We start from the raw sequence: 14,282 nt of genomic DNA on the forward strand, positions 1-14,282 counted from the left end.
GAATCGTGGGTTGGAAAATAGCTCGCTTTCCGGCGGCGGACGCCGAGCCTCCTCAGACTTCGTCTTCCGGGGTCTCGCCGTTGTCCGTGCATCCCGCTGGAGTCTCGCCATTTTCCAACCCACTTTGCCATAACAGTGGATCCAGAACCTAGCAAAAGCCAGAGTCTGAAACGCTGTTCTGTGCAAACATCTAGCATCTGAATTAGCGTATATCCCCAAATTCCTTTACTAGAAAGATTAATGAATCACCAAAAGAACCCTTCTCACGCCTTGCAGGTATTTTCTGCAAGGCTTTTAATATAGTTGTGGTTACAGTCATTTACTGAAATACTCTAGTAATCCATTCGTAATTCCTTGGCTGACCTTCGTCTTGTAGCCTGTTTTCTGAATGGTCTGTTCTTCTGTGATATCCGATAAGAAACCGAGTTCTAGTAATAGAGCAGGCTTTTTGTTTTCTCGAATAACGTGGAAGTTACCATATTGAACGCCGCGGTTCTTTAAACCGGTTGCATTGATCATGTTTTTCTGAATGACCGAAGCGAGCGGTTTGTCGCGGTTGTGATAATAATAGGTGTTGATGCCGCTTGCGCTCACGTGCTTCGGAGCACTGTTATAGTGCAGACTCAGAAATACGTCGGCAGAAGAAGAGTTGGAATAGTAGCTTCGAATCGATAAAGAAACGTATTCGTCAACGTCTCTCGCCATCAGAACCTTTGCCCCTTTGTTCTCCAAGGCTTTCTTCAATGATTGCGCGGTTTGAAGCGTATGGGTCTTCTCGTAGCTTCCACTCCGCCCGATGGCTCCGGAATCGCGACCGCCATGGCCCGCGTCAATCAGAATCGTTTTTCCTTTTAAGCTGCCATTGATTGTTCCTTGCTGGTCGGGTTTCGTAGAGGTCGACTCCTTTACGATCCAGCCGGCTACAAAAGCGGCTCCGCCTTTGTACTGGATTTTGTACCATTCGCCCTGTTTTTCAATTACAGGGAAGGTTTCTCCTTGCTGACCTGATCCAACAACTTGGTTAGTTGTCGAAGGGCCTTTTCTCAAATTAGTGTGGTTGTATTTCAATTCAACGACTTGTTTGTTTTCTGGTGCGGGTTTTTTAGGTGGCTCTTTGGGTGGATCCGGCATGGAGACGGTATTGACTTCATCAACGAGCCATCCGGCAACCCAGCCTTTCTGGCCGTTTTGAAGCTTGATCTGGTACCAATCGTTCACATTGCTTATGTATTCAGCCATGTCTCCATTTCTAATTTTGGATACGATGTCACCTTTTGTATTTCCGGCACTCCGCACGTTAAGTACGTTCGTTCTGACTTTGATTTTTCCAATAGATTTCTGCGGTTCCGGCTCTTTCTTTTCTTCTTCCTTCGGTTCAGAAGGTGCTTGGTCTTTGGTTGCTGTTACATAATCCGCATGGACCCAGCCGTTTTTGTGATCGATCTTCAGCCATTCTCCTTCTTGTTTCGTCGATTGGACGACTTGGTCTCTCATCAAGTGACCATACACCTGACTGTCGAAACTCGGGGATGACCGAATGCGCAGGTAGTCTACTTTCGATTGGTACTTATTCGACTGAACCGCCTCGCTTTTGTTCACCTTTGTCAGCCATTTCGCCACCCATCCTTGTTTTCCATTGATGGATATCTGCAGCCAGTTATCCTTCTCCTTTATGATGTCGAAGGTCTCGGCTTTGTTCACTTGTCCCGTTCGCTCGTAGTTGAGTCCCGGCCCTGTCCGCACATTCAGGTTATCTACTTGAATGACGGCTTTATCTGCGTATGTAAGGGCTGGGAAGAGGAAGATAAGAACGAAGAGAACGGGTAGCACGTGACGTATCGTTGACATTTACACACCTCCCAATGTTTCTAACACTCCTTATTCGACAAGGTATACATTTATACCTCCTAGAAGAGAACGTTAAACATGATCTTTTTTTGATAGGAACTTGACAGGAGAGTGAATCAGGCTATATGATAATAATCAATTCTATATTGAATCGACAAAAACCGATGAGGAAAAAAGTATCTCGTCCCCACATGGCCAGAGAGAGGATGCCGTTAGGCTGAGAGCATTCTTGCATGATGAACGGGTGAAAGACATTTCTTAGGTGCTGTATCGAATAACAGTAGATACAGCCGTCCACAGGCGTTAACTGTTTTAAGCGGAAGCATCAGCTTCAATTAGGGTGGCAACGCGGGTAATCCCGTCCCTTTTCTTTAACGAGAAAAGGGACGGGATTTTTGTATGGAAAGAAATGGTTTTTAATTTGAGGAGGAATGAACATGAGCATGAACGCTCCACGCGGTACACAGGATATCCTGCCTGGTACTTCTGAGAAATGGCAGTATGTAGAAGAGAAATTGATGGACTTGTGCCGTCGATATAACTATAAAGAAATTCGCACACCAATTTTTGAACATACAGAACTGTTCCAGCGAGGCGTTGGGGACAGCACGGACATCGTTCAAAAAGAAATGTACACCTTTGAAGATCGTGGTGATCGCAGCCTGACACTTCGTCCAGAAGGAACCGCTTCTGTTGTCCGTTCTTATGTACAGAACAAGATTTACGGTCTTCCAAGCCAGCCGACGAAATACTTCTATATGGGACCGATGTTCCGTTACGAACGTCCTCAACAAGGCCGTCAGCGCCAGTTCGTTCAGTTCGGGATCGAAGCTTTGGGCAGTGATGATCCGGCCATTGACGCGGAGGTATTGGCTCTTGCGCTTGGTTCTTACGAAGAGCTTGGGTTGAAATCCTTGAAGCTCGTCTTGAACAGCCTTGGAGATCAGGAAAGCAGAGAGGCGCACAAAGAAGCGCTGGTTCGTCATTTCGATCCACACCGAGAAGAGCTTTGTGCTGACTGTCAAGTTCGTCTGGACCAAAATCCATTACGCGTATTGGATTGTAAGAAGGACCGGGAGCACACGGCGATGAGCACCGCCCCATCGATTCTTGATTACTTGAACGATTATTCTCGTAACTACTTTGAAGAAGTGAAGAAGTATTTGGACGAAATGGGCATTGCCTATGAAATTGATCCGAACCTTGTTCGCGGCCTTGACTATTACAACCACACAGCTTTTGAAATCATGAGTGAAGCGGATGGGTTTGGAGCCATCACAACCTTGAGTGGAGGCGGTCGTTACACAGGTCTAGTTGAAGAAGTCGGCGGACCGGAAACATCCGGAATCGGATTTGCCATGAGTATTGAACGCCTTCTGATGGCGCTTGAAGCAGAAGGAATCGAGCTCCCTGTAGATGAAGGCTTAGACACCTATGTCGTAGCTCTAGGGGAAAACGCGGAGAAAGCGGCTGTGAAATTGACGTATGAACTTCGACGTGCCGGAGTGCAGGTCGATAAAGACTACTTAGGCAAAAAGATGAAAGCTCAGTTCAAGTCGGCAGACCGTTTGAATGCCAAATATGTTCTCGTCTTGGGAGACCAGGAGCTCGAGAATAACGTCATCAACGTGAAAACGATGGAAACAGGAGATCAGCAGGAAATTTCTCTTGATGAAATCATCGACTATATGAAAAAACAATTGATCGGAGGCGAATAAAATGGAACGAACAAAATGCGGAGTTTTACGTAAAGAACATTTGGAACAGGAAGTGACACTTAAAGGATGGGTGCAGAAAAGAAGGGACCTTGGCGGCCTTATTTTCATCGACTTAAGAGACCGTTCGGGCATTGTCCAAGTCGTATTCAACCCTGAAACGTCACCAGAAGCATTGGAAACAGCTGAAGGAGTCAGAAGTGAGTTCGTGATTGAAGTCAAAGGGAAGGTATTGGCACGTAGCGAAGAGACGGTCAATGACAACCTTGGCACAGGTGAAATTGAGATTGCAGCTCAGGAGCTTCACGTCCTAAGCAAATCCAAAACGCCTCCGTTCATGATCGAGGACAAGTCTGAAACATCAGAAGATCTTCGTTTGAAGTATCGTTACCTGGACTTACGCCGTAAAGAAATGCAGGATACGTTCAAAATGCGTCACGCGACAACTCAGACGATCCGTAACTTCTTGAATGAAGAGGAATTCCTTGAAATGGAAACCCCGATGTTAACGAAGAGTACACCGGAAGGAGCACGTGACTACCTTGTTCCGAGCCGTGTCCATGATGGTGAGTTTTACGCATTGCCTCAATCTCCGCAACTGTTCAAACAGTTGTTGATGGTATCAGGCTTTGAGAAATACTATCAGATTGCGCGCTGTTTCCGTGATGAAGACTTACGTGCGGACCGTCAGCCTGAATTCACACAAGTCGACATCGAAACGTCCTTCATGTCCACAGAAGACATTCAAGCTATGACAGAGCGCATGATGAAGCGTGTGATGAAAGAAGTGAAAGGCATCGATATCGAAACGCCTTTCGCGCGTATGCCTTACCATGAAGCAATGGAGCGCTACGGTTCAGACAAGCCAGATACGCGTTATGGTCTTGAGCTTGTAAACCTTTCTGAAGAAGTAAAGGATTCCGGCTTCAAAGTATTCAGTGGTGCGGTCGCTTCAGGTGGTCAGGTGAGTGCCATCAACGTTGAAGGAGAGGCCGATAACTTCTCCCGTAAAGACATTGACAAAATGACAGAAGATGTGAAAATTTACGGAGCGAAAGGTCTTGCATGGTTGAAAGTGAAAGAGGGCGCGTTTAACGGACCGATTGCGAAGTTCTTCTCAGAAGAGGAAGCGGCTGCCTTGATGGACAAGATGTCAGCGAAAGACGGAGACCTGCTTCTATTTGTAGCAGACAAGACATCTGTTGTTCATGACAGCCTAGGAGCTCTTCGTCAGAAGCTTGCACGTAAACTGGACCTGATCGACCCTGAGAAGTTCAACTTCCTATGGGTAACAGACTGGCCACTGTTTGAGTACGACGAGGAGGAAGGTCGTTACCATGCGGCACACCACCCGTTCACAATGCCTGCTGAGAAGGACGTGGACAAGCTGCAGACGGATCCGAAGAATGTTCACGCCGAAGCATACGACATCGTCCTGAACGGATACGAGCTTGGTGGAGGATCTCTTCGTATCTATCAAAAAGACCTTCAAAACCAAATGTTCGAAGTACTCGGCTTCACGAACGAAGAAGCACAAGAACAGTTCGGATTCCTGCTGGACGCTCTTGAATACGGGACACCTCCACATGGTGGAATCGCATTCGGACTTGACCGTCTGGTGATGCTGCTTGCAGGTCGTACGAACCTTCGTGATACGATTCTGTTCCCTAAGACAGCATCTGCAACAGACTTGATGACCAATGCGCCAGGTCAAGTCAGCACTGATCAGCTTGAAGAGCTGCACCTACAAGTGGTGTCGAAAAAAGAAGACGAAAATGAATGAGGAATCACATGAATCATTCTTGCTAAGGTTATCTAAATATGCTATGATGACCTTACAATAAAAAGAGATCAATCCTGATGTGTACGTTGTTCGAATGCACGTTTTGACCGAACATTTATGAGACGGGAGCCTGGCGTTTCCGTGTGGAATGCACGCCTCTTAACCATCACTGATGGGAGGACGCAAGAAGCACAGAACAGGGCACCCACCTGCCTAGAGCGGGTTCAAAACTCATCACAAAACAACGGCACGATTGGGATTGATCTTTTTTATTACATAACGAGAAAGCCCCAGGGATCATATCCCTGGGGCTTTCTTATAATAATACAGATGTAATCATTACCTTGCGACGTTCTCCAAGTTTCCGTTTTTCTCCATACGGAATTGAGGTTTATATCCTTCTTGGTCGTCAAACATCACCATCTTACGGGCGCGGTCCATAATTTGAATCATCGACTGATAATCATCTGCCATCGATTCTAACTTTCTATTCAGCTCTTCATTTTCCTTCGCTAGTCTTTCATTTTCACCTTCCAAATACGCAACCTGCTCCGTATTCGTCTGTCCGGAGTAAGCGGTTCTCTGCAAGTCCTTTAAGAAATGAATAACTTGATCAAAATCGATCGATCCTTCCTCAGGCCCTGATTGAACGGGAGCATCAGCATAGACAGGCTCAGGTTCTTTTTCAATATAGGTATAAGCGGGTATGGACTCAGGCTTTTTACTAGGAGCAGGGGAGAAGGCCGGCTGCTGCTTGGCTTCTTCTCGTTTCTTCTCTTTACGCTGTTTCTTTGCGAGTTCGACGGCCTGTTCGTACTTTTGGCGGACCTCCGCATTCCAGCGGAACCCACAAGCAGCAGAGGTTCTGTTCAGCACGTCGCCGACTTCATCGAATGCTTTCAGCTGTGTGCTTCCTTCACGAATGTGGCGTAACACCGTTTCAGCCAGCAAAAGATCATCTTCATGAGACCACGCATCTTGTCTTACTTTAGGCATAATGATATCACTCCTGTTAAGTTCTATATTCTAAGACCACTTTTTTAGCGTCTATAGAAAAGTAGTTTTTCAGATTTAGTTGTAGTGTAGCCAACAGGAGTGAGGTTTATACTTACGTAGATTTTTGTTTTTTGATTTTCTGCCACACTTGGCTCAAGGCCTGTTCGAACTTCCCAGTCGCATTCGGTTCGTAGTAGCTGCGGTTCTTAATCGTGTCCGGCAGATACTGTTGATCCACCCAGGCACCTTCATAGTTATGAGGATACTTATACTCGTTTCCTCTGCCTAACTCTGAAGCTCCTTTATAATGGGAGTCTTTCAAGTGGGCAGGCACGTCTCCGCTTTTACCGTTGCGAATATCACTCAATGCAGCGTCTAATGCTTTATAGGCACTGTTTGACTTCGGCGACAGGGCGAGTTCCGTCACCGCAACGGATAACGGGATTCTGGCTTCCGGGAAACCGATCCTTTCTGCTGCTTCAACAGCTGCCATGGCGCGTGGCCCTGCTTGTGGGTTCGCGAGTCCGATGTCCTCATAGGCAATGACGACCATCCGTCTTGCAATGCTGTCGAGGTCTCCTGCTTCAATCAGTCGACCTAAATAATGAAGCGAGGCGTCCACGTCACTTCCTCTGATTGACTTCTGAAAAGCAGATAAGACGTCATAATGCGCATCTCCGTCTTTGTCATGGGAAAAGCTCTTCTTCTGCATGCACTCCTCTGCAACTTCTAAAGAAATCGGGACGATGCCCTCTTCGTTTTCAGGAGTCGAGAACGCAGCGAGTTCCAATCCGTTCAGGGCAGCACGCAGGTCTCCATTAGAAGATTGAGAGAAGTGATCTAAGGCCGACTCTTCTATATCTAACGTGAGATTCCCGAGTCCTTTCCCATCATCTGAAATCGCCCTCTGCAAGGCTTCCTTCACTTCTTCAGGTGTAAGGCGGTAAAGTTCAAAAAGGTGACACCGGCTTCTGATTGCTGGGTTGATCGAGTGATATGGATTACTGGTCGTACATCCGATCAGTGTGAGACGGTTACTCTCCAAGTGGGGAAGTAGGAAGTCCTGCTTGGCTTTATCGAGGCGGTGCACCTCATCCAAAATCAAGACGAGCTGCCCGTGCATTTTCGCTTCCTCCACGGCGATTTCCATATCCTTCTTTTTATCTGTTACAGCATTTAATGTTTTATGAGGCAGTTTCAGGCTTTTGGCAAGTGCGGTGGCCATCGATGTTTTGCCGGTTCCCGGCGGTCCGAACAAAATCATGGAAGCCAGTCGTTCTGCAGTGATCATCCTTCTGATCGTTCTACCCTCTCCGACAAGGTGGGATTGTCCGATAATTTCATCTATATGTGACGGTCGCATACGAAAGGCGAGCGGTTGTTGACTCATCGTTCCAACTCCTTCATTTCAAGGTCATTTGTTTTAACACTAGTCGGATTTCTATTAAAATGCAAGAGGGTTGCCATTCATGCTATAATAGCGTTTGGTATAATGAAGAGAGGAGGGTTTTGTGTGGAGAAACACAATGAACGCCCACAAAAGAGCCTTCTGAATTGGAGCTTTTTCACAATTGGTTTAATGATTCTAGGATTTGGAATTTCGATGACGATGCAGGTGAAAGACTTCGGAATCGGACCATGGGACGTTTTCCATTACGGACTGTTTCTACAGTTCGGGCTGACCGTCGGAACGTGGTCGATTATCGCGGGACTTGTCATCGTACTCTTGCATTCCATTTTAGAAAAGCAGATTCCTCAGTTGGGAACTGTTTTAAATATGGTCTTGATCGGTGTTTTTATCGACTTCTTCAACTGGCTGCTGCCAGAACCGGATCTTTTATTAACGAAGCTTCTCGTATTTGGATCAGGAACACTCGTCATTGCTATTGGAATCGGGATCTATGTAGCTCCAGGATTGGGCGCAGGACCGAGAGATGGCTTGATGCTTCTTATTACAAAAGCTACGGGATGGAAAGTATCTCATGTACGGAACGGCATTGAAATCACAGTCGCTGTCTTAGGACTTGCGCTTGGAGGCCCCGTTGGGCTTGGAACTGTATTTATCGCATTATTTTTAGGAACCTTTGTCGGTTATACACTGCCGTTAGCTAAGAAATGGCTGGAGTTTTTACAAACGAAAGGTGAATTATATGAAGATATCTACCAAAGGCCGTTACGGTCTAACCATAATGATTGAACTCGCAAGAAAGCATGGAGAGGGACCGATCTCTTTAAAGCAGATCGCCCGTGATAATGATTTATCTGAACACTACCTTGAGCAGTTAATTGCACCTCTACGGAATGCTTCGCTCGTTAAAAGTGTGAGAGGCGCATACGGAGGCTATATGCTGACCAAAGCTCCTCATGAGATTACAGCAGGGGATGTCATCCGCGTGTTGGAAGGGCCGATTACACCGGTTGAAGGCATTGAGAATGAAGAACCTGCGAAACAGGCGCTCTGGAAACGTGTAAGGGATGCTGTGAAGGATGTTCTGGATACGACGACACTCGAGGACTTGAAGGATCACGTAGACGACCAAACACAAGACGCCTATATGTTCTATATTTAAGAAAAGAGGGGTAAACATGGAATCGATCTATTTAGATCATGCAGCCACAACGCCTGTCCATCCGAAAGTGATCGAAGCGATGCTCCCCGTAACCCAAGAGGTATATGGGAATCCGTCGAGCGTGCACCAGTTTGGCAGGAAGGCTAGAAGGATTCTGGACCAGGCAAGAAGAACGGCCGCGAAGAGCATCGGAGCGAATGAGAAAGAAATTGTTTTTACAAGTGGTGGCACAGAAGCTGATAACCTGGCCATTATCGGAACAGCGATGGCGAACAAGGAAAAAGGCAAGCATATCATTACCACTAACGTCGAGCATCATGCTACATTACATGCAGCCGAATATCTCGAATCCACAGGGTTTGAGGTCACGTATCTGCCTGTAGATGAAACGGGTTCGGTACGTGTTCAGGATGTGAAAGAGGCGTTACGTGAGGATACGATTCTTGTGTCTATCATGATGGTGAATAACGAGACAGGGATCATGCAGCCCATCGAGGAGGTTGCGGACCTGCTCAAAGATCATCAGGCCGCTTTTCATTCTGATATCGTCCAAGCTTACGGTTTGATTGAAATCGATGTGCAGGAGCTTGCTGTCGATTTATTAGCCGTTTCCGGTCATAAGATCAACGGTCCTAAAGGGGTCGGGTTCTTATATGTTCGGGAAGGTACAACTCTTGCTTCCCTTCAGCACGGTGGGGAACAGGAGCGTAAGAGACGAGCGGGGACAGAGAATGTGCCAGCCGTCAAAGGCATGGAAGAAGCCATTATGATCATCCTTGAAAACAGGGATGCATACAGAGAGAAATACCGCTCGTTTAAAGAACAGTTTCTTAACACTCTAACAGAGGAATCTGTGAATTATACAGTGAATGGATCAGAAGATAAATGTATGGAATCGATTGTCAACATCAGCTTTCCTGGAACGAATGTAGAGACGATGCTTACGAACTTTGACTTATCAGGCGTTGCCGCTTCGAGTGGAAGTGCCTGTACAGCAGGTTCTGTAGAGCCCTCCCACGTTCTTTCCGCTATGTACGGAAAAGGGGACGCGAGAACAGTTAATTCGATTCGATTCAGTTTTGGTCTTGCGAACACAGAAGAGAATGTAAAGGAAGCAGCGCGGAAAGTCAGTCAGATTGTTCATAGACTGAGCGAATAGGAAGGTGAAAACAATGAAAGAACCAAAAGACACACGCGTAGTTGTCGGAATGAGTGGGGGAGTCGATTCATCAGTTGCGGCACTTATGCTGAAGCAGCAAGGATATGATGTCGTCGGCATTTTCATGAAGAACTGGGATGACACAGATGAAAACGGAGTCTGTACAGCGACAGAGGATTATGAAGATGTGATCCGAGTTTGTAACCAGTTGGATATCCCGTATTACGCCGTGAATTTTGAGAAGCAATATTGGGATAAAGTGTTTACGTACTTCTTGGAAGAATACAAGAAAGGACGTACGCCGAACCCTGATGTTATGTGTAACAAAGAGATCAAGTTCAAAGCATTCCTTGATCATGCCATGAGCCTTGGTGCCGATTACCTTGCGACAGGCCACTATGCCCAAGTCCGTGAGAATGATGGTGTATATGAAATGCTTCGTGGAGTCGATCACAATAAGGATCAGACGTACTTCCTTAACCAACTGTCTCAAGATGTACTCGAGAAGGTCATGTTCCCGCTCGGGCATTTAGAGAAAAAAGAAGTACGCCGAATGGCTGAAGAAAATGATCTCGCGACGGCGAAGAAGAAGGATTCGACTGGAATCTGCTTCATCGGCGAGCGCAACTTCAAAGACTTCCTGAGCGAATACCTCCCAGCACAGCCTGGTAACATGGAAACGCTGGACGGAGAAGTGAAAGGCAAGCATGACGGCCTGATGTACTACACGCTTGGTCAGCGTCAAGGTCTTGGAATCGGAGGAGCAGGTGACCCGTGGTTTGTTGTCGGTAAAAATGTGGAAGACAACATTCTTTACGTCGGACAAGGGTTCCATCACGATGCGCTCTATTCAGACGGACTCATCGCTTCAGAAGCCGGTTGGACAAAAGGAGAGGCACCGACTGAACCGTTCAAGGCTACAGCGAAGTTCCGCTATCGCCAACAAGACAGCGGTGTGACGGTTGAACCACTTGAGGATGGTCGTTTGAAAGTCACATTTGATGAACCGGAACGTGCCATCACACCAGGTCAGGCTGTTGTCTTCTATGATGGAGATGTCTGTCTCGGTGGTGCAACGATCGATACGGTATTGAAAGAAGAGGAAGCCGTCACGTACGTCGGCTGACAACCAGGTCATGTCCGGTTATAACAGGGCATGACCTTTTTAACATGATTTGAAGGAGGAAGAACAATGGACAAATTGAAGCAGGGCATTGAACAAATGCAGAACCATAACTATGAAGAGGCAGCGAAGCTGTTTACAGAGGCGATCGATGAGAACCCGAAAGAGCCCGTTGGGTATATCAACTTCGGAAACCTTTTGACTCATATGAACGATCATGTAAGGGCGGAGCGATTCTTCCATCGTGCGATTGAACTGGATGAAAAGGCAGCTACAGCCTATTACGGGCTCGGAAATGTGTACTACGAGCAGGAGAAGTACACGAAGGCGCAGGAACAGTTCATTCTAGCTGTGCAGAACGGCCTGGATGAGGCGGACGTTCACTTTATGCTGGGGATGACGTACGTTCACCAGGAGTATCCGAAGCTTGCCCTTCCTTATTTACTGAGAGCAGCTGAGCTTGCTCCCGAGGATGTGGACGTTCAGTTCCAATACGGCTTGTGCGCCGCCCAGAATGGCCAGATTGACGAGGCTGAAAAAGTGATGAACGGTGTGCTACAATTGGAAAAAGAACACAGTGACGCCTATTATAATCTTGGTGTCGTAGCTCTTCATAAAGAAGATGCACACCTTGCTTTGGAGCACTTCACCCGTGCACTTGAAATCAATTCAGAGCACATGCTGGCTGCTCATGCCAAGGCGCAGGTCGAACAAGCCCTGAACGAGTAGAATTTTTGAAGGAGAAAGATGATCATGAAACAACAGTCGCTCTTTGAGGAATCGAATGAAGAACGCCCATATGTAAAAGGCGAGCTCAGTCGGATGATTTTCCATAACGAATCCGAGCATTTTTCCATTGCACTCATTCACGTCAAAGAGACGAATGAGGATTTCAAGGAAAAAAAGCTTGTCATTAAAGGGCACTTCTCTCCTTTGGAGGAGGGAGAGACGTACATTTTTTACGGCGCCTTTCAACAGCACAAAAAGTTCGGTGAGCAGTATGTCGTGGAGATGTATAACAGGGTGTTACCTGAGACGAAAGAAGGCCTGGTCCACTATCTATCCAGTGATCTATTTCACGGCATAGGAAAGAAGACAGCAGAACGGATTGTCGACCACCTTGGCGAAAAAGCGATATCAAAAGTGATGGAAGACCGTGATGTGCTGAAAGAGGTTCCGAAACTGGCCAAAGAGAAGGCGGATCAGCTGTATGATGCCCTCAAGGAACATCAAGGGTTCGAGCACGTCATGATTCATCTTTCCAAGTATGGCTTCGGTTTGAAGTTGTCTCAGAAGATCTATGAAGTCTTCAAGGATCAAACGCTTTCCATCATTGAAGAAGACCCTTATCAACTTGTATTTAAGGTAGAAGGTTTCGGGTTCCACAGGGCAGATGAAATGGCAAGAGCTCAGGAGCTTGCTCATGACCACCCTACTCGGATACGAGCGGCGTGCCTTTACGTTCTGCAAAAGAACATGTCGGATGGTCACGTCTACCTGCCGACGAAGGACTGCCTTCTTCAAGTCGAGCAGCTCCTTAATGCCGGCCATGATCCAGAAATCCAGTTTGAATCACTTTCTGACCAGTTGATTCATCTAGCTGAAGAACGCTATGTATTTATTGAAGAAGAACGCGTCTATCTTCCTTCCCTCTATTTCGCTGAAAATGGCTTCCGTGGCCATATCGAACGAATCATGGAAGAATCGATTGAACAGGAATTTACGCAGGCAGATCTATTGAAAGTCATCGGGGATATCGAAGAAGAAGAGTCCATGAGCTACGGGGAAGATCAATTTCAAGGCATCGAAAAAGCTCTATCCTCAAAGCTAATGATTTTAACAGGTGGACCGGGAACGGGTAAAACGACGGTGATCAAAGGGATCATCCAGTCCTATGCTGCGTTGAATGAGCTCTCGACAGATGTAAAGGATTTCGATTCCGATGAGCCGTTTCCTTTCGTCTTAGCCGCACCGACAGGGAGAGCCGCTAAGCGTATGAACGAATCGACGGGCCTGCCTGCCAGTACGATCCACCGCCTTCTCGGGTGGGATGGACATCAAACTTTTGAGAAGAACCACAATAACCCCATTGAGGGGAAAGTTCTCATTGTAGATGAATTCTCGATGGTCGATGTATGGCTCGCCAACCAGCTTTTCCGTGCCGTTCCTTCGGATATGCAGGTGCTTCTCGTTGGAGATGAGGACCAATTGCCTTCTGTCGGACCGGGGCAGGTCCTCGCTGATTTATTAGCCTCGGGTCAAATCCCTTCTGTGAAATTGAACGAAGTGTATCGGCAAAAGGAAGGCTCTAAAATTATTCAGCTGGCTCATGAAATCAAGAACAATCAATGCACGTCGCAGTCTCTTACGAAAGAACATGACTTCAACTTCCTCCCAGCAGAAGAATATCAACTCAAAGACCTGGTCACCCGGATTGTGAAGAAGGCTGTCGACAAGGGAATCGAACTGAAAGACCTGCAAGTGCTGGCACCGATGTATCGAACGGATGTAGGGATTCATAAGCTGAATGAAGAGATCCAGAAGGTTGTCAATCCGCAGAGCAAACAGAAGCGCGATCTCACATTTAAAGAAACGACGTTCCGCAAAGGGGATAAAGTCATCCAGCTTGTGAACCAACCGGAAGACGGGGTGTACAACGGGGATATCGGTGAGATTGTCGCTATTTTCCGAGCAGAAGAAAATGTTGACGGCGTCGAGCAGGTCGTGGTGGAGTATGACGGGAAAGAAGTCGTCTATCCAAAGAAGGATTTGAACAGTATCATGCATGCATACTGCACATCGATTCACAAATCCCAGGGAAGTGAATTTTCCATCGTCATCTTACCTGTAGTAAGAAGTTATAGACGGATGCTGAGGAAGAACCTTCTCTACACTGCCATAACGCGCGCTAAGCAGTCTTTGATGATCTGTGGTGATCGTCAGGCATTTCTAGAAGGAATCAAAGCAACCGATCAAAATACTCGATACACCCACTTAAAAGAAAAACTTCAAGAGGATGCCCCGCCGTCGCCTGTTGAAGAGGAGGAAGAGGAAGGGTTATCGCCCTATGATTTCATGTAAGGAAGGA

The 14,282-nt window shown here is 46.9% G+C and carries 11 protein-coding genes, 1 other RNA gene and 1 other annotated feature; of the genes, 9 read left to right on the top strand and 3 right to left on the bottom strand.

Annotation, left to right across the window (positions count from 1 at the left end):
* Window positions 1-315: 315 nt before the first annotated feature.
* Window positions 316-1,848 (bottom strand): N-acetylmuramoyl-L-alanine amidase, encoded by a 1,533-nt coding sequence (locus LCM20_RS05180; protein WP_225194366.1) that lies wholly within the window; start codon window positions 1,846-1,848, stop codon window positions 316-318.
* A gap of 155 nt (window positions 1,849-2,003) precedes the next feature.
* Window positions 2,004-2,217, top strand: a binding site (T-box leader).
* A gap of 68 nt (window positions 2,218-2,285) precedes the next feature.
* Here LCM20_RS05180 and hisS point away from each other — a divergent pair.
* The 3 genes from hisS to ssrS all read left to right on the top strand — a co-directional run bounded on the left by hisS (window position 2,286) and on the right by ssrS (window position 5,610).
* On the top strand, window positions 2,286-3,566 hold the full coding sequence (gene hisS / locus LCM20_RS05185) for a histidine--tRNA ligase (protein WP_225194367.1): 1,281 nt from the start codon (window positions 2,286-2,288) through the stop codon (window positions 3,564-3,566).
* Window position 3,567: 1 nt separating this feature from the next.
* Entirely contained in the window at window positions 3,568-5,346 is a 1,779-nt protein-coding gene (gene aspS / locus LCM20_RS05190) for an aspartate--tRNA ligase (protein WP_225194368.1), read from the top strand.
* A 68-nt stretch (window positions 5,347-5,414) separates the two neighbouring features.
* Window positions 5,415-5,610, top strand: a non-coding RNA gene (ssrS, locus tag LCM20_RS05195) — 6S RNA.
* A gap of 75 nt (window positions 5,611-5,685) precedes the next feature.
* Here the strand turns inward: ssrS and LCM20_RS05200 are convergent.
* Both LCM20_RS05200 and LCM20_RS05205 read right to left on the bottom strand, forming a co-directional pair.
* Complete coding sequence (locus tag LCM20_RS05200; protein ID WP_225194369.1) at window positions 5,686-6,342, bottom strand: RsfA family transcriptional regulator; 657 nt, start codon at window positions 6,340-6,342, stop codon at window positions 5,686-5,688.
* Window positions 6,343-6,454: 112 nt separating this feature from the next.
* The gene (locus LCM20_RS05205) at window positions 6,455-7,732 is read right to left on the bottom strand and encodes a replication-associated recombination protein A (RefSeq protein WP_225194370.1); all 1,278 of its coding nucleotides are present in this window, start codon (window positions 7,730-7,732) and stop codon (window positions 6,455-6,457) included.
* Between the two features lie 189 nt (window positions 7,733-7,921).
* Between LCM20_RS05205 and LCM20_RS05210 the strand changes: the two genes are divergently transcribed.
* The 6 genes from LCM20_RS05210 to LCM20_RS05235 all read left to right on the top strand — a co-directional run bounded on the left by LCM20_RS05210 (window position 7,922) and on the right by LCM20_RS05235 (window position 14,275).
* On the top strand, window positions 7,922-8,539 hold the full coding sequence (locus LCM20_RS05210; RefSeq protein ID WP_412097984.1) for a YczE/YyaS/YitT family protein: 618 nt from the start codon (window positions 7,922-7,924) through the stop codon (window positions 8,537-8,539).
* Window positions 8,493-8,912 carry a cysteine metabolism transcriptional regulator CymR gene (gene cymR, locus LCM20_RS05215; protein ID WP_225194372.1) on the top strand — a complete coding sequence of 140 codons (420 nt, stop codon included), beginning with the start codon at window positions 8,493-8,495 and terminating at the stop codon, window positions 8,910-8,912. The genes LCM20_RS05210 and cymR overlap by 47 nt, the downstream gene beginning before the upstream one ends.
* A 16-nt stretch (window positions 8,913-8,928) precedes the next feature.
* Window positions 8,929-10,071 (top strand): cysteine desulfurase family protein, encoded by a 1,143-nt coding sequence (locus LCM20_RS05220; RefSeq protein ID WP_225194373.1) that lies wholly within the window; start codon window positions 8,929-8,931, stop codon window positions 10,069-10,071.
* Between the two features lie 13 nt (window positions 10,072-10,084).
* Complete coding sequence (gene mnmA / locus LCM20_RS05225) at window positions 10,085-11,197, top strand: tRNA 2-thiouridine(34) synthase MnmA (protein ID WP_225194374.1); 1,113 nt, start codon at window positions 10,085-10,087, stop codon at window positions 11,195-11,197.
* 66 nt (window positions 11,198-11,263) lie between these two features.
* On the top strand, window positions 11,264-11,923 hold the full coding sequence (locus LCM20_RS05230) for a tetratricopeptide repeat protein (protein ID WP_225194375.1): 660 nt from the start codon (window positions 11,264-11,266) through the stop codon (window positions 11,921-11,923).
* 24 nt (window positions 11,924-11,947) lie between these two features.
* Window positions 11,948-14,275, top strand: a complete 2,328-nt coding sequence (locus LCM20_RS05235) for an ATP-dependent RecD-like DNA helicase (RefSeq protein WP_225194376.1) — start codon at window positions 11,948-11,950, stop codon at window positions 14,273-14,275.
* Window positions 14,276-14,282 lie beyond the last annotated feature (7 nt).

Origin of the sequence: Halobacillus litoralis, from assembly GCF_020171725.1 — a bacterium.
Taxonomy (GTDB): Bacteria; Bacillota; Bacilli; order Bacillales; family Halobacillaceae; genus Halobacillus; species Halobacillus litoralis_F.

What these genes read in the sequence shown, in the direction of transcription:
- LCM20_RS05180 (WP_225194366.1), bottom strand. Translation starts at nt 1,848, where the DNA reads ATGTCAACGATACGTCACGTGCTACCCGTTCTCTTCGTTCTTATCTTC.
- hisS (WP_225194367.1), top strand. Translation starts at nt 2,286, where the DNA reads ATGAGCATGAACGCTCCACGCGGTACACAGGATATCCTGCCTGGTACT.
- aspS (WP_225194368.1), top strand. Translation starts at nt 3,568, where the DNA reads ATGGAACGAACAAAATGCGGAGTTTTACGTAAAGAACATTTGGAACAG.
- LCM20_RS05200 (WP_225194369.1), bottom strand. Translation starts at nt 6,342, where the DNA reads ATGCCTAAAGTAAGACAAGATGCGTGGTCTCATGAAGATGATCTTTTG.
- LCM20_RS05205 (WP_225194370.1), bottom strand. Translation starts at nt 7,732, where the DNA reads ATGAGTCAACAACCGCTCGCCTTTCGTATGCGACCGTCACATATAGAT.
- LCM20_RS05210 (WP_412097984.1), top strand. Translation starts at nt 7,922, where the DNA reads ATGATTCTAGGATTTGGAATTTCGATGACGATGCAGGTGAAAGACTTC.
- cymR (WP_225194372.1), top strand. Translation starts at nt 8,493, where the DNA reads ATGAAGATATCTACCAAAGGCCGTTACGGTCTAACCATAATGATTGAA.
- LCM20_RS05220 (WP_225194373.1), top strand. Translation starts at nt 8,929, where the DNA reads ATGGAATCGATCTATTTAGATCATGCAGCCACAACGCCTGTCCATCCG.
- mnmA (WP_225194374.1), top strand. Translation starts at nt 10,085, where the DNA reads ATGAAAGAACCAAAAGACACACGCGTAGTTGTCGGAATGAGTGGGGGA.
- LCM20_RS05230 (WP_225194375.1), top strand. Translation starts at nt 11,264, where the DNA reads ATGGACAAATTGAAGCAGGGCATTGAACAAATGCAGAACCATAACTAT.
- LCM20_RS05235 (WP_225194376.1), top strand. Translation starts at nt 11,948, where the DNA reads ATGAAACAACAGTCGCTCTTTGAGGAATCGAATGAAGAACGCCCATAT.